At 66.4% G+C, this 17835-nt stretch carries 18 protein-coding genes and 1 tRNA gene; 8 read left to right on the top strand and 11 right to left on the bottom strand.

The window, feature by feature from the left end; genetic code table 11:
• Positions 1–15: 15 nt before the first annotated feature.
• The 6 genes from AC5P8F_RS00100 to AC5P8F_RS00125 all read right to left on the bottom strand — a co-directional run bounded on the left by AC5P8F_RS00100 (position 16) and on the right by AC5P8F_RS00125 (position 5152).
• Positions 16–801 carry a hypothetical protein gene (locus AC5P8F_RS00100; protein WP_014646173.1) on the bottom strand — a complete coding sequence of 262 codons (786 nt, stop codon included), beginning with the start codon at positions 799–801 and terminating at the stop codon, positions 16–18.
• A complete protein-coding gene (locus AC5P8F_RS00105; protein ID WP_321210539.1) occupies positions 798–2327 on the bottom strand; it encodes a pilus assembly protein TadG-related protein in 1530 nt (509 codons plus the stop codon). The genes AC5P8F_RS00100 and AC5P8F_RS00105 overlap by 4 nt, the downstream gene beginning before the upstream one ends.
• A gap of 112 nt (positions 2328–2439) precedes the next feature.
• Positions 2440–2712, bottom strand: coding sequence for a hypothetical protein (locus tag AC5P8F_RS00110; protein WP_014036176.1), 273 nt, complete (start codon positions 2710–2712; stop codon positions 2440–2442).
• 539 nt (positions 2713–3251) lie between these two features.
• Complete coding sequence (locus AC5P8F_RS00115) at positions 3252–4283, bottom strand: OmpA family protein (protein ID WP_032958215.1); 1032 nt, start codon at positions 4281–4283, stop codon at positions 3252–3254.
• Positions 4284–4303: 20 nt separating this feature from the next.
• On the bottom strand, positions 4304–4633 hold the full coding sequence (locus AC5P8F_RS00120; protein WP_126411778.1) for a hypothetical protein: 330 nt from the start codon (positions 4631–4633) through the stop codon (positions 4304–4306).
• Between the two features lie 426 nt (positions 4634–5059).
• A tRNA-Ser gene (locus AC5P8F_RS00125) sits at positions 5060–5152 on the bottom strand.
• A 143-nt stretch (positions 5153–5295) separates the two neighbouring features.
• On the opposite strand from AC5P8F_RS00125, the gene dnaX reads away from it, so the two are divergent.
• From dnaX to AC5P8F_RS00145, 4 genes are all read left to right on the top strand, one after another.
• Positions 5296–7362, top strand: coding sequence for a DNA polymerase III subunit gamma/tau (dnaX, locus tag AC5P8F_RS00130; protein ID WP_495227518.1), 2067 nt, complete (start codon positions 5296–5298; stop codon positions 7360–7362).
• A gap of 6 nt (positions 7363–7368) precedes the next feature.
• On the top strand, positions 7369–7689 hold the full coding sequence (locus AC5P8F_RS00135) for a YbaB/EbfC family nucleoid-associated protein (protein WP_005408298.1): 321 nt from the start codon (positions 7369–7371) through the stop codon (positions 7687–7689).
• A gap of 82 nt (positions 7690–7771) precedes the next feature.
• Positions 7772–8371, top strand: a complete 600-nt coding sequence (recR, locus tag AC5P8F_RS00140) for a recombination mediator RecR (RefSeq protein WP_049441038.1) — start codon at positions 7772–7774, stop codon at positions 8369–8371.
• 67 nt (positions 8372–8438) lie between these two features.
• Positions 8439–8798 carry a histidine triad nucleotide-binding protein gene (locus AC5P8F_RS00145; protein ID WP_014646179.1) on the top strand — a complete coding sequence of 120 codons (360 nt, stop codon included), beginning with the start codon at positions 8439–8441 and terminating at the stop codon, positions 8796–8798.
• Between the two features lie 103 nt (positions 8799–8901).
• Here AC5P8F_RS00145 and AC5P8F_RS00150 read toward each other — a convergent pair whose 3' ends face one another.
• The 4 genes from AC5P8F_RS00150 to AC5P8F_RS00165 are packed head-to-tail and all read right to left on the bottom strand — an operon-like array spanning position 8902 to position 13268.
• Positions 8902–9429, bottom strand: coding sequence for a Slp family lipoprotein (locus AC5P8F_RS00150; protein WP_014036182.1), 528 nt, complete (start codon positions 9427–9429; stop codon positions 8902–8904).
• Entirely contained in the window at positions 9426–11375 is a 1950-nt protein-coding gene (locus AC5P8F_RS00155) for a transglutaminase TgpA family protein (protein ID WP_134966797.1), read from the bottom strand. The genes AC5P8F_RS00150 and AC5P8F_RS00155 overlap by 4 nt, the downstream gene beginning before the upstream one ends.
• Positions 11368–12291, bottom strand: a complete 924-nt coding sequence (locus AC5P8F_RS00160; protein WP_495227595.1) for a DUF58 domain-containing protein — start codon at positions 12289–12291, stop codon at positions 11368–11370. The genes AC5P8F_RS00155 and AC5P8F_RS00160 overlap by 8 nt, the downstream gene beginning before the upstream one ends.
• Positions 12292–12314: 23 nt before the next feature.
• Complete coding sequence (locus AC5P8F_RS00165; protein WP_032958559.1) at positions 12315–13268, bottom strand: AAA family ATPase; 954 nt, start codon at positions 13266–13268, stop codon at positions 12315–12317.
• A 42-nt stretch (positions 13269–13310) separates the two neighbouring features.
• Here AC5P8F_RS00165 and AC5P8F_RS00170 point away from each other — a divergent pair, with 42 nt between their 5' ends.
• A complete protein-coding gene (locus AC5P8F_RS00170; protein WP_049441029.1) occupies positions 13311–15146 on the top strand; it encodes a glycosyltransferase family 39 protein in 1836 nt (611 codons plus the stop codon).
• 103 nt (positions 15147–15249) lie between these two features.
• Here AC5P8F_RS00170 and AC5P8F_RS00175 read toward each other — a convergent pair whose 3' ends face one another.
• Positions 15250–15819: a Maf family protein gene (locus tag AC5P8F_RS00175; protein ID WP_111205519.1), complete on the bottom strand. Its 570-nt coding sequence runs from the start codon at positions 15817–15819 to the stop codon at positions 15250–15252.
• Positions 15820–15932: 113 nt separating this feature from the next.
• Between AC5P8F_RS00175 and AC5P8F_RS00180 the strand changes: the two genes are divergently transcribed.
• From AC5P8F_RS00180 to AC5P8F_RS00190, 3 genes are all read left to right on the top strand, one after another.
• Positions 15933–16442 (top strand): YceD family protein, encoded by a 510-nt coding sequence (locus AC5P8F_RS00180; RefSeq protein ID WP_049404889.1) that lies wholly within the window; start codon positions 15933–15935, stop codon positions 16440–16442.
• Positions 16443–16549: 107 nt separating this feature from the next.
• Positions 16550–16744: a 50S ribosomal protein L32 gene (rpmF, locus tag AC5P8F_RS00185; RefSeq protein WP_004154640.1), complete on the top strand. Its 195-nt coding sequence runs from the start codon at positions 16550–16552 to the stop codon at positions 16742–16744.
• A gap of 91 nt (positions 16745–16835) precedes the next feature.
• Positions 16836–17813, top strand: a complete 978-nt coding sequence (locus AC5P8F_RS00190; RefSeq protein ID WP_014646186.1) for a beta-ketoacyl-ACP synthase III — start codon at positions 16836–16838, stop codon at positions 17811–17813.
• Positions 17814–17835 lie beyond the last annotated feature (22 nt).

The following is a 17835-nucleotide window of genomic DNA, read 5'->3' on the forward strand; positions in this document are numbered from 1 at the left end:
GGCTACCTCAGCAGGTCATCGTTGGGAGGACGGTTCGCGCGGTACCTCGAGGTCGCCGCGTTCAAAGGGTTGGCCCACCGTCATGCGCTGCGTGGTCAGGCGGGTGCCATTGCCGTCGAGGGGTTCCTGCTCCAGGACAATGGCGTAGCGGCTCGGCCGGTAGTCGTTCAGTGCACCGGGGGTGAAGCCCCAGCTGGCACCAGCCGACCACACGCACTGGCTGAACCGTCCGTTCTCGTCCTTCCACACGTTGCACGGCTGGCCAGCGACCCTGCGGTTGCCCGCGCGCTGGAAGCCCGGCGAGGCGCTGCCTTCGTCGGCTTCGGCGGCAAAGCGGGTGAGCCCGTCGCTGTCGGCGGGGGACTGGCTACGCTCTCCCGTTGCCAGATCGACCTGCTCCACGCCGGAGGCGCTCTGGGTCTCCTGCAGGCCGGTAGCCTCCAGCCGGAACTGGCAGCTGGTCGCAGGGCCATCGTTGAGCAGGCGCCACTCGCGGGTACGGAACACTTCCTCTTTGCTGGAAAGCCAGGCTTCGTAACGAACGGTTCCCAGGCGGGCGACATCGGCGTCATCCAGTGCGCGGGTCGGCAATCCTGCCGCCTGGCAGTCGCTCAGTGCCTGCTGGTAGCTGGTGCGCGCCGCGTTGCGTCCATCCACCAGGGTTTCGGCAATCTGGTCAAGATGGATGCCCGGCATGTTCCTGGCAGCGGCGGGCTCGCCGTTGTCCGCCGCGCTGCCACAGCCGCTGATCAGCAGTGTGGCGATCGACAGGTGCAAGCGATTGAAAACAGCAAACGTCATGGCATCAAGGCTCCGGCTGCCGCCAAGGCAGCCTTGGTGGTGGCATCGGTCTTGACCAGTCGTGCCTGCCAGTAAGGGCTGAACAGGTTTCCGGTTTCACGCTTGCGGTCATCGCGGCTGAACATGCGCAGCTGCACCGGGCGGTCGAAGAACACCTGCGCGGAGGAAAGTGCGGCGATCTTGTTGTTGGCCATCCTGTCCGGCAGTTCCATCTGCGAGCCGGCCGGGGCGCCGATGCCGGCGCCGGACGTGGTGCGCGCGCTGGTGCCGGCGGTCTCGGCATAGATGGTGAAGACCGGGCCGACCTTGTCGCGGTCACGATCATTCTCGGCGTAGGGCTGCAGTGCCTGCCCGGCCTTGACGTCGTGATAGTCGCGCAGGCCGTTGTAGCCGGTGAAGAAGGCCTTGCGATGCTGGCCATTGGCGAAGCGCACGTTGGCATCCTGGCTGCGGTCGACAATCCACGCCGCGCCACGATTGCGGCGCACCGCTTCGCCATACGGGCGGTAGCGGCGGCGGTCCCAGTCCGAGTACCAGCCGTTGCCGTTGCCGAAGCCGTTGAGGAAGCGCTGGTTGCGATAGCTTTCCACGGCCTGCGCACCGCCCCAGCCGACCGGAATATCGATATCGGAAAGCGGCCATGGCAGCGGAAGCTCGACGGCCATGGTATCCAGCGCTGCCCATCGGTTGTAGTCGACCATGTCGGTGCCGCCGGACTGCACCAGGAAGCCGAGGAAATCATCGCTGCGGCTCTTGCTGAAGCCATCACGCGACTGCATCACCACATTGCGGAAGCGGTCGGCGCCCTGGCGCTGCGTGGCCGAGCCACCGTTGGCGGTACGGGGAATGCTGTAGCGCTGCAGCAGCCGGTTCTCGGCCGTGGCCAGTTGCGTGCCGAGCACCGCGGTTCCGATGGTGCCCAGTTGTGCCTGCGGTGAGTTCCGCTGCAGCACATCCTTGGCGATGGTGTAGCTGTCCAGCCGCGATACGCCCTCGATGACGAGCTGCACCGAGGCGGCGAACATCATGTTGAGCTTGTCGATGGCGATGATGGCCGCCTGCGCGACAGGCTGGAACGTCTGGCGGGTGACCTTGAGAATGCGTTCGGCGACCTTGAAGGCGGTTGCCAATGCCTTGAACACCACGCCGATGTAGGGAATGGCGGAGAGCACATCCAGCGTGGTGCGGATGACGATGGAGGTGGTGTGCATCTGGTTCAGCCACGAATAGAGGCTGATCGTCTGTGCCACGGCCACTTCGTTGGCAACGCGGGCACGGTTCATGTAGGCCGCGTAGTTCAGTGCGCGTGCCTGCTGGATCGCAACGCTGTAGGCGGCGGCGTCAGCCGCATTGACCAACTCCACCTTCTTGTTCACCACCTGCCCTGTGTTGAACAGCAGGACAATCCCGATGCATAGAACCAGAATGAGTGCCAGCCCGAGAACCATTGCTTGGCCGGCGACCGTTCGGTGGCTGGAAACGCCCCGGGCCGCACGGCTTCGTGCCAAAGCCAATGCGCTGCGCATAACGAATTCCTGGGCCGGAGGCCATGGCTGCCCGTCGCGCGCCGCGTGCGGTGCGCGCAGGGAGATTATGCTGGGAGGGCCCTGGCGGCTTCATGCCGCCAGGGCTGGGGTATTACTTGTTCTTGTACGCGTCCATGCCCTTGGTCTTGTCAGCTTCCTGCTGGGCGCTGTTGGCCTGGTTCTTGGCGCGGTTGATCGACTGCGTCGCGCTCTGGCCGGAAAGTTCCTTCGACATGCCTGCCACCTGGCTGCGAACCGTGCCTCCGAAGAAGGTGACGGCTCCGATCGCGGCGATGGCGATCAGCGCGGTGATGATGATGTACTCGGTCATGCCCTGACCGGCCTGCTTACGGGAAAAACGGATGTGACGACGGCTGCGTTCCATGTATTTCCTCCTTGATGGCAGGAATCCTCCCGGGTGTGCGGGATATTCGGCGTGTCCGCTGGGGGATCCTGATTAATGGCAGGGCGAGGTAAAGACAGGAAGCTCACACCCTGGTTCGTCGAAAATTTGTCGCTTGTTCGAGAACGGGGTCAAGCCTATCGACAGAAAATTGACGATACAAGTCAGGTTTTTCCGATATGCAATGAAATATTTGAAAATGTGATGCACATTGCAGATTAACAATTGTCTGCACATAATCACGTCAAATTTGAGCTAGATGCACCGCTTTTCGTTAAGGAAATTAACACTTAACTGACATATTTGTGTCACGCAGGCGGCTTGTGGTGCCGGAATATTGGCGCGCTACAGAGGGCGCGTGCACGGCCTGCTTCTTGTTCGAACGGGATGAGAGATCCGCGTGTTTTTATCTCGTTGCATCCGCGGCAAAACAAATGACCGTGCGGCGCGGAAAAGAAAAAAGCACATGCAGGGCATGTGCTTTTTCCGGAGTGCTTCAACGCAGTAACGTCGTGGTGATATCAGCGCTTGACCAGTTCCACGCGACGATTGGCGCGGCGCCCTTCTTCGGTTGCGTTGTCGGCGACCGGCTGGCTCTGCCCATAGCCTTTCGCGCTCAGGCGTTCGGCTGCGATTCCACCGCCGACAAGACGCGTGCGCACCGACTCCGCACGCGCCTGCGAGAGCGTCTGGTTGTGCGATTGGCTGCCGCTGTTGTCGGTGTGTCCTTCAACGGAAAGGCGAAGCTGTGGGTCGGCCTTCAACAGCTGGGTGACCTGTGCGATCTGCGGTTCCGAATCGGGCAGGATCTCGGCCGCGTCGGTTGCGAAGTTCACCTGGATGGATACCTTGCCACTGCTGTCCAGTGCCTGTTTCAGCGTGTCCGCTTCAATGACCTTGGCCGTGATCTGCACCGGTTTTGTCTCTGCGACGAGCAGGCCGCCGGAGTTTCCACCCGAGCCCAGGTGAATCCAGATATCGCGATCTTCGCGATGGATGACATAGGTTTCTGCGGGTTCGTTGTAGATGTCGCCGATGCCGCCGACATAGGTGGTCGCCGCCTTGCTGTTGCCGATGTCACGCGATGCATCGGCCGGTATGGTGCCGGAGAAAATGCGCTTGCCCCCCAGGGCCTCGACCAGGCTCTGTACATTGCGGCTGAGCTCCAGCTGCGAATAAGGGTGATCGCTGCTGCTCTGCAGGACCGAAGAATGAACCTTGCCTTCAATCCATTCCACGCGATCGCCGGTCCAGAACGGTACGCGATCGAATTCGCTGTCTACGACGTCCTGGCTGGTGTAGCCCTGCGGCAGTCCGAGATAAGGGAAGCTGCCGATCGTTGCCTGCGATACGGGCAGCTCGGCAACATTGAACGCTGCGGCCTTCTGGCTTCCATCCGTGGCCGCAGCCGCCTGCGGTGATGGTTCGGCTGCGGTGCTGGAAGGTGCGGCCGAGGAAGCGCCACCCTCTGCAGGCGCTTCGCCAGCGCGCTTGCAGGCACCCAGTGCCAGTACCAGGCTGGCGGCCAACAGGCTCGCGCGCACTGCGGACATCGTCGATCCGTGCTTCTGCGTCATGAACGCACCTGCTTCATCAGTTCGTTGCAGACTTCGCTGGTGGGCTTGTACTGGCCCTTCTTCCAGGCATCGGTGATCTTCTTCTGTGTCTGCGCTTCGGCCGTGTCATAGGCCTGGTCGAAGCCTGCTTCGGCGCCGAACACGGTTTTTGCCTGTGCCTTGTGGCTTGCGCGCAGCTTGGCGGCCTGTTCCGGGGTTGCGCCGCACGCCAGGGCATTGCCTGCATGCGTGCCTCCCAGTGCGCCGAACTGCGCCGCACCGCCGCCCTGTGCGACTGCGGTGCCGCTGCCGATCAGCAAGGCGGAGGTGATCACTAGCTTCGTCATGAAATACCGCATGTTGATGTTCCTCATCCGGCCCGATAGCGGGCATCAATCCCCTGTGGCCCGAGCATAGCAACAGGCAGTGAGTGCCAGCGTGTCGTTGCATCGCCACGGCACGGCCAGTGGTCAGGGCGTGGACAGGAAGCGCGGGGTGCCACGACGTGGGGCAGATCCTGTCGTTGGACGGCCATCGAACGTGGAAGCGGGACGGTCGACCAGGCATCCCCGCACGACGGAAACCCATTGATGGATCTGGAGCAACAAGCCCCTCTGTTGAGGGGCTGCCCCGACAGGGGCGGGGAGAGGCCGGCAAGGGGAGGGGCCCGAACGTTGCGCAGCAACGTTTGGGGCGAAGCGCGCGCAGCGCACTTCGCATCCCCCGCCAGATAACTGAAAAAGGCTGCCCGAAGGCAGCCTTTTTCAGTTATCTGGCGGAGAGAGGGGGATTCGAACCCCCGAAGCGCGGTTTAGACGCTTACACACTTTCCAGGCGTGCTCCTTCAACCACTCGGACACCTCTCCGGATCCCTGCCATCGGCAAACGCCTCAGCAGGGGCGCAGATTCTAGCGGGCGGCGCGGCCGGACACAAGCACCCCGATCGACGGCGTATCCATGGCCATGGGTGGCGAGGGGGCTGGACAGGCATGGCACAATGGAACATCCGATGGAAAACGGTGGCCTGATGTCCTATCTCGTCCTTGCCCGCAAGTGGCGTCCGAAGCGTTTCGCCGAGCTGGTGGGCCAGGAACACGTGGTCCGTGCGCTCAGCAACGCGCTGGACAGCGGCCGGGTCCACCACGCGTTCCTGTTCACCGGCACCCGCGGCGTGGGCAAGACCACCATCGCGCGCATCTTCGCCAAGTCGCTGAACTGCGAGCAGGGCACCAGCGCCGACCCCTGCGGCCAGTGCGCGGCCTGCCTGGACATCGACGCCGGCCGCTACATCGACCTGCTGGAAATCGACGCCGCGTCCAACACCGGTGTGGATGACGTGCGCGAGGTGATCGAGAACGCGCAGTACATGCCCTCGCGCGGCAAGTACAAGGTCTACCTGATCGACGAAGTGCACATGCTGTCCAAGGCGGCGTTCAACGCGCTGCTGAAGACGCTGGAAGAACCGCCGGAGCACGTGAAGTTCCTGCTGGCCACCACCGATCCGCAGAAGCTGCCGGTCACCGTGCTCAGCCGCTGCCTGCAGTTCAACCTCAAGCGCCTGGATGAAGACCAGATCCAGGGCCAGATGACCCGCATCCTGGCGGCGGAAGCGATCGAGGCCGATGGCAGCGCCATCGTGCAGCTGGCCAAGGCCGCTGACGGCAGCCTGCGCGATGGCCTGTCACTGCTGGACCAGGCGATCGCCTATGCCGGCGGCGCGCTGCGTGAGGACGTGGTGCGCACCATGCTGGGTACCGTGGACCGCACCCAAGTGGCGGCGATGCTCGATGCGCTGGCCGACGGCGATGGCCCGCGCCTGCTGCAGGTGGTAGCCGCGCTGGCAGAGTTCTCGCCGGACTGGAGTGGTGTGCTGGAAGCGCTGGCCGAAGGGCTGCACCGCATCCAGGTGCAGCAGCTGGTGCCGGGCGCTGCCGCGGCGGAAGCTCTGGATGTCGCCGTATTCGCCGAGCGCCTGCGCCCGGAAGTGGTGCAGCTCTGGTACCAGATGGCCTTGAATGGCCGCCGCGACCTGCCGCTGGCACCCAGCCCGCGCGCGGGCTTTGAAATGGCCGTGCTGCGCATGCTGGCGTTCCGTCCGGCCGCAGCGGTACCGCCGGTGCCGAAGGCCGTCGACGGTGCGTTGGGCGGCACGCCGGGTGGCAACGCTGCCGGTGGTGGCGCCGGTACCGGTAGCCACGATGCGACGCCGGCCGCTGCTGCCGCTTCGGGCAGCCCGGCGGTAGCGGCGCAGGCCGCCGCGCCGGTGCAGGCCGCGCCGCGCGAACCTGAACCCGAGCCCGAACCGGCCCCGCAACCGGAACCAGATCCGACGCCGGAGCCCGAGCCGGTTCCGGTGGAAGAGTCCGTGTCGCCGCCGCCGGTGAAGGCTGAGCCACAGGCGCCGGCGCCTGCCGTCACTGCAGAGGCAGGCGACGACCTGCCGCCGTGGGCCACTGACGAAGCCGAGGCGCGTGACGAGGCATTGGCGGCCGAGATGTCCGGCCCGGACGCCGCCATGGCTGCGCCCTGGCACGAACCGCCGGCTCCCGTCGCGGCTCCCAGCGAGCCTGCGCCGCCCGAGCGCCCGTTCCGCGCCGAAGGCATTGCCATTGCGCCGGCCGAACATGCCAAGCCGGCCCCGGCGCATGCCGCCGCGCCGCAGGAAGGTGTCAGCGAGCTGGCCACTGCCGAAGACTGGCTGGACCTGGTCGCCAACAGCGGCCTCAGCGGCCCCTCGCGGCAGCTGGCCGCCAACGCCGCGTTCATCAGCTGCCAGCACGGGACCTTGAAACTGGGCCTTTCGCCCGGATTTGAATACCTGCGCTCGGAGCGCGCGCTGGCTGCCTTGGGCGAGATGCTGCAGAAGGCCCTCGGCCAGGCGCCGAAGATCGTGGTCGAGACCGTGGAAACCGAACACGTTCCGGCCGAGACCCTGCATCAGCGGGCCGACCGCCAGCGTGGCGAGCGGCAGCAGGTGGCAGAGGCCGTTTTCATGGACGACCCGGAAGTGCAGGTGCTGATCCAGCAGCACGGTGCCCGGGTTGTTCCCGATTCCATCCGTTCTTTTGACGAGTAAGACACCATGCGCGGAAACATCGCCCAACTGATGCAGCAGGCCCAGAAGATGCAGGAAAACCTGCAGAAGGCCCAGGAAGAAATCGCCAAGATCGAAGTGACCGGCAGTGCCGGCGGCGGCATGGTCAGCGTGACCCTGACCGGTGCCAAGGAATGCCGCAAGGTGCGCATCGACCCGTCGCTGACCAGCGACCCGGAGATGCTGGAAGACCTGATCGCCGCCGCCTTCAACGACGCTTCGAACAAGATCGACGCCGAGTCGAAGTCGAAGATGGGTTCGGCCACCGCCGGCATGCAGCTGCCGCCGGGCATGAAGCTGCCGTTCTGATTGCCAGCGTGGCACCCGTGCAAGCGGGTGCCACAGAATCTGTAGCTGTCGAGCCTGCTCGACGCCATGAAAGCATGCCGCCGTGTCCGCACCCCTGCTTGAACAATTGATCGACGCACTGCGGGTGCTGCCTGGCGTGGGCCAGAAGACCGCACAGCGCATGGCGTACCACCTGCTCGAGCGCGAGCGCGAAGGTGGCCAGCGACTGGCCGAAGCCCTGGCGCTGGCGGTGGAGCGCATCGGCCACTGCGCGCAGTGCCGCGACTTCAGCGAAACCGAGCTGTGCCCGACCTGTGCCAACAGCAGCCGCGAGCGCAGCCAGCTGTGCGTGGTCGAATCGCCGGCCGACCGCCTGGCCATCGAAAACGCCACCGGCTTCCGCGGTGTCTACTTCGTGCTGCAGGGCCGGCTGTCGCCGCTCGATGGCATCGGCCCGCGCGAGCTGGGCCTGGAGCAGCTGGAGCAGCGTCTGGCCGAAGGTGAGGTGCAGGAGCTGATCATCGCCACCAGTGCCACCGTCGAAGGCGAAGCCACCGCGCACTACCTGGCGCAGCTGGCGCGCGCGCGCAAGGTGCAGCCCAGCCGCCTGGCGCAGGGCCTGCCGCTCGGCGGCGAGCTTGAATACGTTGACCGCGGCACGCTGTCGCACGCGTTCGGCACGCGCAGCGAATTCCGCGATTGAGCGCCACCCGGGCATCGCCCGGCGCGGCCGGCCTACAATGCGGAAGACACTCCCGCCGAGGCCGACCATGAGCAACGAAACCCTCTTCAGCAAGATCATCCGTCGCGAGATCCCGGCCACCATCGTCTACGAGGACGACGAGGTGCTGGGCTTCAAGGACATCGCACCGCAGGCGCCGGTGCACGTACTGTTCATTCCGAAGAACGAGATCATCCCGACCCTGGACGACCTGCAGCCGTCGCAGGCGCACCTGATCGGGAAGCTTGCCCTGGCTGCCGCCGAATATGCGCGCCGCGAAGGGTTCGCGCAGGACGGCTACCGCATCGTGATGAACTGCCGCGAGGATGCCGGGCAGACCGTGTTCCACATCCACATGCACCTGCTGGCCGGTGCGCCGCTGGGGCATTTCGGTACGCCGGGGCGCTGAGCGCCCGGCATCCACCATTGCCCGCAGTGGATCCATGCGATGCGTGGATGAAAAAAAGGCCGCCCGAAGGCGGCCTTTTTCGATCACGCATGGCCGGTGGCGATCACCACCAGCCCCAACGGCCGTAACCACCCCAGTACGGGCCATACGGGCCCGGGCCCCACGGGCCATAGGGGTAGGGCACCACATCGACCTGGCGCTGTTCCGGCCACAGGTAGATCACATCGGCCGACAGCTTCGGCAGGCGATAGTCGTACTCCCCGATGCGGGTGTTCTGGTAGCCGTCGATCTTGCCGATGAAGGTCACGTCGCGGCCGGCTTCAAACACGGCCGGGTCGTAGAAGCCGGCGCGGCAGGCAATGAAGCGGCCGTCGCTGGCGTCGGACGAGGTGGTGTTCGGGCGGCCACTGGCGTTGAGGGGGCGCGAGATCATCTGGAAGCAGGTCTCGCCCTGGCCGGGCTTGGTCTCAATGATGCGACCACCCCATCGGACCGGCGTGCCGACCTGCTGGGTGGCGACCGAGTCGCGCGGGGAGACCAGGCTGAACTGTCCCTGCAGCGGCTTGGGGGCCGTGGCGCAGGCCGACAGGGCCAGCGTGGCCACAGCGGTGAGGAGGAACTTGGTGTTCATGGGGAGGCTCCGGAAGTCGGGCGATGCCTGCGCAGGTCCCGCAATAATGAAGCGAGGTCGGTGCAAGTTCCAGCGTAACGCGCGTCGGCGAAACGCTGGCTGAGTGCCAGCAGGGCGGGGTCGGGGCGCACGGCGTGTACCCGTCGTGACCAGTCGCATGCCGTCTCGTGGGGTACGCGGGCCAGGCCAAGGCGTGCATAGCGCCGCCCCAGCCGGTGCCAGGCGCGCAGCAGCGGGTCGCGCTCGCGCTCGCCGCGGGCCAGCAGCCAGGCCATCCATGCCAATGCCAGCAGTGCGGCGACCACGAAGCCGGCCACCAGCTGCGCCGGCCCGAGATCATCCAGCCCGAACGGCCTGAGCAGCTGCTGCTGACGGCGTGCGTCGAAGGAAAGCACCAGGTCGTTCCAGCCACGGCGCAGCCAGTCACCCATCTGCCCCAGCTGCAGCCAGCGCTGCTGCAGCGGGGTGTCCGTGCCGGCCTGCAAGCGGTCGTCCAGCGTGTCCAGGATGCGTTCCGGTGCCACGGCCGCAGTCGGGTCCACCCGGACCCAGCCGCGCTGGGGCAGCCAGACTTCGGCCCAGGCGTGGGCGTCCATGCGCCGCACTACCCAGTAGTCCCCGATGCGGTTGCGGGTGCCACCTGCGAAGCCGGTCACCACCCGGGCCGGAATGCCGGCGTTGCGCATCAGCACCACGAAGGCCGAGCTGAAGTGCTGGCAGAAGCCGGCCTTGTAGTTGAACAGGAAATCGTCGACCGGATCGCGCCCGGCCACCGGGGTATCGAGCGTGTAGGAGAAGTCGCGGGTGATCCACTGCAGCGCTCGGCGGACGATGGCTTCGTCATCGTTGCCGGCCTCCTGCCGCCATTGCCGTGCCAGCTGGGCGGTGCGCGGATTGAAGCCGGGGGGAAGCTGCAGCGCGGCACGGCGCAGGTAGGGCGACAGATCGGTGTCGAACCGTTGCGGAGGCGCCGAATGCAACCGCCAGCGGCTGAGCGCGGACAGCGTGCGGTCGCTGCGCAGGCTCATGTCCGCATCGAAACTGCTGCCTTCCGGTGCGCGGCTGGGCAGGTCCAGGGCCACCAGCAGGCGACGGTCGGTGGGTTCGTAGTCGATCTGGTAGTCCCATCCCTGTGCGGCGGCTTCGACCACGGGGGCGGGGCGCCGGGCCGTCGCGCGATCGCGGCTCCAGCGGTGGCCATCGAAGGAAGTCAGCACCGGGCCGCGCCAATAGCGCTGCGCGGGCTCGGGCACCGCGCCGAAGAACTGCACGCGCAGCGCCGGGGTGTCGTCGGCCATCAGGTCCAGCCATTGGTCCGGCGCCATGCTGTCAGCCAGGCCGGGTGTACCCACCGCTCGTTCGGGTACGCCCCACAACGGCGTGGACAAGCGCGGGAACAGCCAGAAGCAGGCCAGTGCCAGCGGCAGGCCGATGCCAAGCAGGCGGCCGACGCCGCGCAGTTGACCGTGCAGTGGCAGGCGTGGGCTGCGGCCCTCGTCCTGGGCCAGGCGTTGCAGGGCCAGCAGTGCGGCAACCGCGGCCAGCGCAGCCAGTCCCGTGGTCAGCGGGCCCTGGTCGAGCAGGAAGGCCGCGAACGGCGAGAACAGCGCGAAACCGAGCAGGCTGCGCGCATCACGCAGGTTGCGCAGTTCGCTGGATTTGATGGCCAGCATCGCCGCCAGCAGCGCACAGCCGGTATCACGCCCCGGCCGCACCATGCCCATCTGCCAGACAATGGTGGCGAGCATGGCCAGCACCAGCAGCAGGCGCACCGGCATCGGCAGCACCCGCCGCCAGGAAAGCGCAGCGGTCAGCACGGCGGTGATCGCGATCACGACGGCCAGCACCGGCGGCAGCTGCAGCAGCAGTGGCAGCAGTGCCAGCGCTGCGCTGGCCAGGGTCCAGCTGCGGGCGTTGCGATCGAGCAGGACGGCAGGCTCAGTCATGGGGCATCAGCGCCAGTGCGCGCAGGCACAGGTGGTGGTGGCTGGCGCCCTGGCCGGGCCCGAACGGGGGATGGGCTGGAAGCAGCAGCGTGTAGCGCCGGCCTTCGCGCTCGGCCATGTCGACCCAGCGTGCCAACCGCGCGATGCGTGCTTCATGGCCCAGCGGCGCCAGCGTGCGCCAGTCCAGCACCACTTCGATGCCGATCGGCTTCTCGTATTCGCGTACCAGCAGGCTGTCGCGGCGTGCCGAGTGTTTCCAGGCAATGCTGCGCGGGGCGTCGCCGGCACGATAGGGGCGCAGCTGGTGCAGCTCTTCGCCACTGGCATGGGCGCGGGTGTGCAGTGGATCGCTGCCACTTTCCGGAAGGGGTGGTGCCAGTGCCTCGGCCAGTGGATAAACCAGCAGCGGCTGCTCCGGCCACACCCACGACCATGCCCGCACCAGCCCCAGCGGCTGCGTGCTGGACAGGCGGATGCGCGGCAGTTCCAGCCAGCCGCGGCGCTCGCTGGGGACATCCAGCTCCACTTCGCCGCGACCGTGTGCAGGCAGTGCGACCCACGCCTCGCTTGCGCCCAGCTGCAGGTGCAGCCCGTGGCGCGCGCGCGGGTCGCGCAACGACAGGTCCACGCGCAGGCGCAGGGGGTGCTCGGCCGGAACCGGCTCGGCGGAGATTGCATCGATCTGTATGCCGGACAGCTGCAGGTGCGCGGCAATGGCGCTGGCGATCGCTGCTGCGGCCAGCAACAGTGCCAGCAGCAGGGCCGGGTTGTTGTTGTAGTTCAATGCGCCCAGCAGCATCGCCGACAGCAGGGTGGCGACGAACAGGCCGAAGCGCGTCGGCAGTACATAGATGCGATGGCGATCCAGTCGCTGCGGCAGGGCTTCGGGCCTGCGTGGGCGTGCCAGCAGCTGCATGCGTGCCCAGCGTGTGGCCACCTTCAGTCCACCGCGACGGTCTGCAGGATCGCCCGCGCCAGTGCCGGCCCGGAGCTGGATTCGGCCTCCGCCACCAGGCGATGGCCGGCCACTGCCACGAACAGGGTCTGCACGTCTTCGGGCACCACATGCCCGCGGCCGAGCAGCAGTGCATGCGCCCTGGCGGCACGCAGCAGGGCCAGCCCGGCGCGCGGTGACAGGCCCACGCGTACGCCGGCATGCTGGCGGCTGCGGGTCAACAGTGCCTGCACGTAGTCGATCAGCGCGTCGCTGGCGTGTACCTGGCCAACGGCTTCACGCAGCGCACGCACCTGGGTGTCATCCAGCTTCGGCACCGCGCGGGCGATCAGGTCGCGGCGATCGCTGCCACGCAGCAGCTCGCGCTCGGCCTGCACGCTCGGGTAGCCCATCGCCAGCCGCAGCAGGAAACGATCGAGCTGCGAATCCGGCAACGGGAAGGTGCCGGACAGGTCGACCGGGTTCTGCGTGGCGATCACGAAGAATGGATCGGGCAGTGGATGCGTCTGTCCATCCAGGGTGACCTGCTGCTCGGCCATTGCCTCCAGCAACGCACTCTGCGTGCGCGGCGGTGCGCGGTTGATCTCATCGGCCAGCAGCACGTGGGTGAACACCGGGCCGGGGTGGAACTGGAACTGGCGGCTGCCGGCCTCGTACACCGATACGCCCAGTACGTCCGCCGGCAACAGGTCGGAAGTGAACTGCACGCGCTGGAAGCTGAGGCCGAGGCTGCTGGCCAATGCATGCGCCAGCGTGGTCTTGCCCAGCCCAGGCAGATCTTCGATGAGCAGGTGGCCGCCGGAAAGCAGGGCGACAAAGGCCAGCCTGACTTCCGGCACCTTGCCCAGTACCAGTGCGTTCACCTGATCCTGTGCCTCCCGCAGGGCCTGGCGCAGTTGATCGGTTAGCATGCTGGGATTGGGGGACGAGGCTGGCATGATCGTCTCAGGTCTGGAATCCACTCGATTATCCATAGAGCAATGCAAGGCGAACAGCGCGCGCGGGCAATATTTCTCTGGTTATGGACGCTGATCACAGCGGCCAAGCTGGTGGTGGCTGCACGCCTGCCGCTGTTCGTCGATGAGGCGTTCTATTGGCAGGAAGGCCAGCACCTGGCTGCTGCCTATTCCGACCTGCCGGGGTTGACAGCATGGCTTGCACGCCTGGGCGTGGAAATCGGTGGCCATCACGTGCTCGCATTGCGCCTGCCGTTCCTGGCCATCGGTGCGTTGCTGCCGTTGCTGGTGGTGCGCATCGCCACGCGCTGGTTTGGCAACGTCGCAGGGTGGCAGGCGGGCAGCCTGACCCTGCTGATGCCGCTGTCGGCCACGCTGGGCCTGCTGGCCGTGCCGGATGTGCCGATGGCGCTTGCGGCGGTGATCTGCCTGCACGCCGGTGCGCGCCTGCTGCACAACGTGGATGCGTCGTCGGCGATGAAGCTGGCGCTGGGCCTGCTGATCGGTGCGCTCAGCCACTACCGTTTCATTGGCGTCATCGGTGTCGGCTTCATTGCGCTGCTGGCGCTGCCGCAGGGCCGCCGCATGCTGGCCGACCCGCGCGTATGGGTGGCGCTGGCGGTGGGTGTACTGGCCTGGCTGCCGTTGCTGGCGTGGAATGCGGACAACCATGATGCCGGCCTGAAGTTCCAGGTGGTCGAGCGCCACCCGTGGACGTTCGAGTGGGAAGGGCTGTGGTTCCTGGTGATCCAGCCGATGCTGGTGACGCCGATCCTGTGCATCGCGATGTGGAAGGTCGCCCTGGCGGGTACCCGCAGCGGTGGTGGTGTGCGGGTGCAATGGCGCTATTTCGGCCTGGTGGGCGGGGTGTCGACGCTGGGCATCTTCCTGCTGGGCTTCTTCACCGATGTCGAGCGGATCAGTTTCCATTGGCCGTTGCCGGGCTACCTGGCGCTGCTGGTGGCCGTGCCGGTGGTCCTCAACGGCTGGCCACGCTGGCTGCGCCGCACCGGCTGGTGGCTGGCAGCTGCAGGCACCGTACTGGCTTTCGGCTACTACCTGATGGCGTCCACGCCGGCGCTGCGCGAGCAGATGGCCGGCAGCAAGTACTACCCGCGCAACTTTGCCGGCTGGCAGCCGCTGGCCGTGGCGGTGCGCGACGAACTGCGGCAGATGCCGCCGGGCACGCGTGTGCTGGCGGGCAACTTCAAGGTCGGTGCCGAACTGGGCTTCCAGCTGGGCAACGGTGATATCGAGGTGCTGCCGCACCCGCTCAACGACAAGCATGGGCGGACCGCACAGCTGGCACAGTGGGGCCTGCTGCACGAAGGCCCGCGCAGTGCGCCGATGCTGCTGGTGCTGTCACCCAGCGACCAGCGCTACCGCGATCTGCTGGCGCGCTATCACGCGATCTGCGAGCAGGTGGGGCCGTTGCCGGCGCCGCGCGTGGTCAGCAGCGATCATGGTTTCCAGCGCTTCCTGCTGTTCCGGCTGCCGGTGCAGCGCGCGCAGGGGCCCTGCGTGACGCCGGCAATGGCCTGGCTGGATGCACCGTCCAACGGTGAGAAGGTCTCCGGAACGCTCGCCATCAAGGGCTGGGCATTCAAGGATGGGGTGGGGTTGGCGCGCATCGAAGTGCTGGTCGATGGCCATTCGATTGGCGATGCGCGCTACGGGCGCATGTTCGACATCCGCCACACCTGGCCGGACAGCACCGATCCGCAACATCCGGCGGTGGGCTTCGACGCATCGCTGGATACCACCACGCTGGCGCCGGGGCGGCATTGGCTTGGCCTGCGCCTGCACGGCCGCGACGGCAGCGTGGAGGCGTGGCAGGAGCAGCCGTTCGAAGTTCGTTGAGGTCCCCTGGTCCTGTAGAGCCGAGCCGATGCTCGGCTGCTTCTGCTACAGATGGCGGGCAGCCTAAAAAAAAGACGGCCGAGCAAGGGCTCGGCTCCACCGTTCACGGCACCGCGAATCCAGCCCTGCGCAGCAGGCCGCACACCGCGATCAGTGGCAGGCCGACCAGCGCGGTCGGGTCGCGGTTGTCGATTGCCTCGAACAGGCTGATGCCCAGGCCCTCGCACTTGAAGCTGCCGGCGCAGTCCAGCGGCTGCTCGGCGGCGACGTAGCGGATGATTTCCTGCGGGTCCAGCACGCGGAAGCGTACTTCGGTCAGATCCAGGGTGGCGAGGGATTCTCCATCCCGCCTGAGACTGATTGCCGTGTGAAAGCGCACCGTCTGTCCGGACATTGCCGCCAGCTGCGCACAGGCCGCCTCCGCCGTGCCCGGCTTGCCCAGCGGCTGGCCGTTCAGGTCGGCCACCTGGTCCGAGCCGATCACCCAGGCGCCCGGATGGCGGGCGGCCACGTCGGCGGCCTTGACGGCGGCCAGGCGCGTGGCCAGGGCCAGCGGGGTCTCGGCGCCCAGAGGGGTTTCATCCACGTCCGGGCGTGCGCAGTCGAAGGGCAGGCCCAGCCGTTCCAGCAGTTCGCGACGGTAGCGGGAGGTGGAGGCCAGGACCAGTGACATGTGACAATACCGGGGCAGGGCGCGGCAGTCTGGCCCCTCCACGGCGCCAGCGGCAAGTCCTGCAGGGCGGGCATTTGACAGCGGGCGGTGCGATCCTTAGTATTCAGCGGCTTATGTCCGCGAACGTGCCCGAAACGCTGGATGCCTGGCGGATGGTTGTAGCGCGAAGGCGCTTCGACGGTCAGGTCTCCCTGGCTGAATTGACCCGCCTGCAGGGGTTGGTCGCAGATACCGACGGCGAGTGTGTCTACTCGCTTGAATTCGGTCGCGACGACGTCTTGCGGGTATCCTATGTGGAACTGACCATCGACACCGCGCTGCCGCTGACCTGTCAGCGCAGCATGCAGCGATTCCTGTTGCCGGTGAAGGTGACCCAGAGGCTTGGCCTGATCCGCGACGAGGACGAGGAATCGTCCCTGCCGGAGGAATACGAGGCGTTGCTGGTGCCGGAAGACGGCCAGCTGCGTCCGCTGGATCTGGTCGAGGACGAATTGGTGCTGGCGGTGCCCGTGGTGCCGCTGTCGCCCGACGGTGAAGCAGTCGACAAGGACTGGGCACCGAGCGAAGAAGAAACGAAGAAGGCCAACCCGTTTGCGGCGTTGGCAGCACTGAAGAAACAATAGCAGCCGGATTGTCGTCGGCGGCTGCGGCGAAAGCGAAAGTGTGCTGGGCGCTGGCGTCCTGCGCGACGATACGACGAAGCAAATCGAACCGAGTTTGGAGCAATCCCATGGCTGTGCAGAAATCCCGTGTCACCCCGTCCCGCCGCGGCATGCGTCGTGCCCACGACGCCCTGAGCGCCAAGCAGCTGTCGACCGACCCGACCACCGGCGAAGTGCACCTGCGTCACCACATCACTGCCGACGGTTTCTACCGCGGCAAGAAGGTCATCCAGACCAAGACCTCGGCCGTCGAAGAAGATTGATGTGCCGGGAAGGCCGCTGCCTCCGGGCAGCGGCCTTTGCCTTCTTTCCCGGGCGTGCCGGTGATCGGCGGCCCGCGCAACAGGAAACATGATGAGCAAGCGGATCTATTCGAGGATCGCGGGCACCGGTAGCTATTTGCCGGAAAAAGTCCTGACCAACGCCGACCTGGAAAAAATGGTCGAAACCTCGGATGAGTGGATCCAGTCGCGCACCGGCATTCGTGAACGGCACATCGCGGCCGAAGGCGAAACCACCAGCGACCTTGGCTACAACGCCGCCCTGCGCGCGCTTGAAGCCGCAGGCATCGATGCCTCGCAGCTCGACATGATCGTGGTCGGCACGACCACCCCTGATCTCATTTTCCCGTCCACCGCGTGCCTGATCCAGGCCAAGCTCGGTGTGGCCGGGTGCCCCGCCTTCGACGTCAACGCAGCCTGTTCCGGCTTCGTGTTCGCGCTGGGCGTGGCCGACAAGTTCATCCGCTCCGGCGACTGCAAGCACGTGCTGGTGATCGGCACCGAAACGCTGACCCGCATGGTCGACTGGAACGATCGCACCACCTGCGTGCTGTTCGGCGATGGCGCCGGCGCCGTCGTGCTCAAGGCCGACGAAGACACCGGCATCCTCAGCACCCACCTGCATGCCGATGGCAGCAAGAAGGAACTGCTGTGGAACCCGGTCGGCGTTTCGACCGGCTTCAAGGACGGCGCCAACGGTGGCGGCACCATCAACATGAAGGGCAACGACGTGTTCAAGTACGCCGTCAAGGCGCTGGACTCGGTCGTGGACGAGACCCTGGCTGCCAACGGCCTGGACAAATCCGACCTGGACTGGCTGATCCCGCACCAGGCCAACCTGCGCATCATCGAAGCCACCGCCAAGCGGCTGGAGATGTCGATGGACCAGGTCGTGGTGACCGTCGACAAGCACGGCAACACCTCCTCCGGCTCGGTGCCGCTGGCGCTGGATGCCGCGGTGCGTTCGGGCAAGGTCGAGCGTGGCCAGTTGCTGCTGCTGGAGGCCTTCGGCGGCGGCTTCACCTGGGGTTCGGCCCTGCTGCGCTATTGATAGTGCAAGTTACGACAATGTG

It is taken from the genome of Stenotrophomonas sp. YJH_SMC_69 (assembly GCF_059370495.1).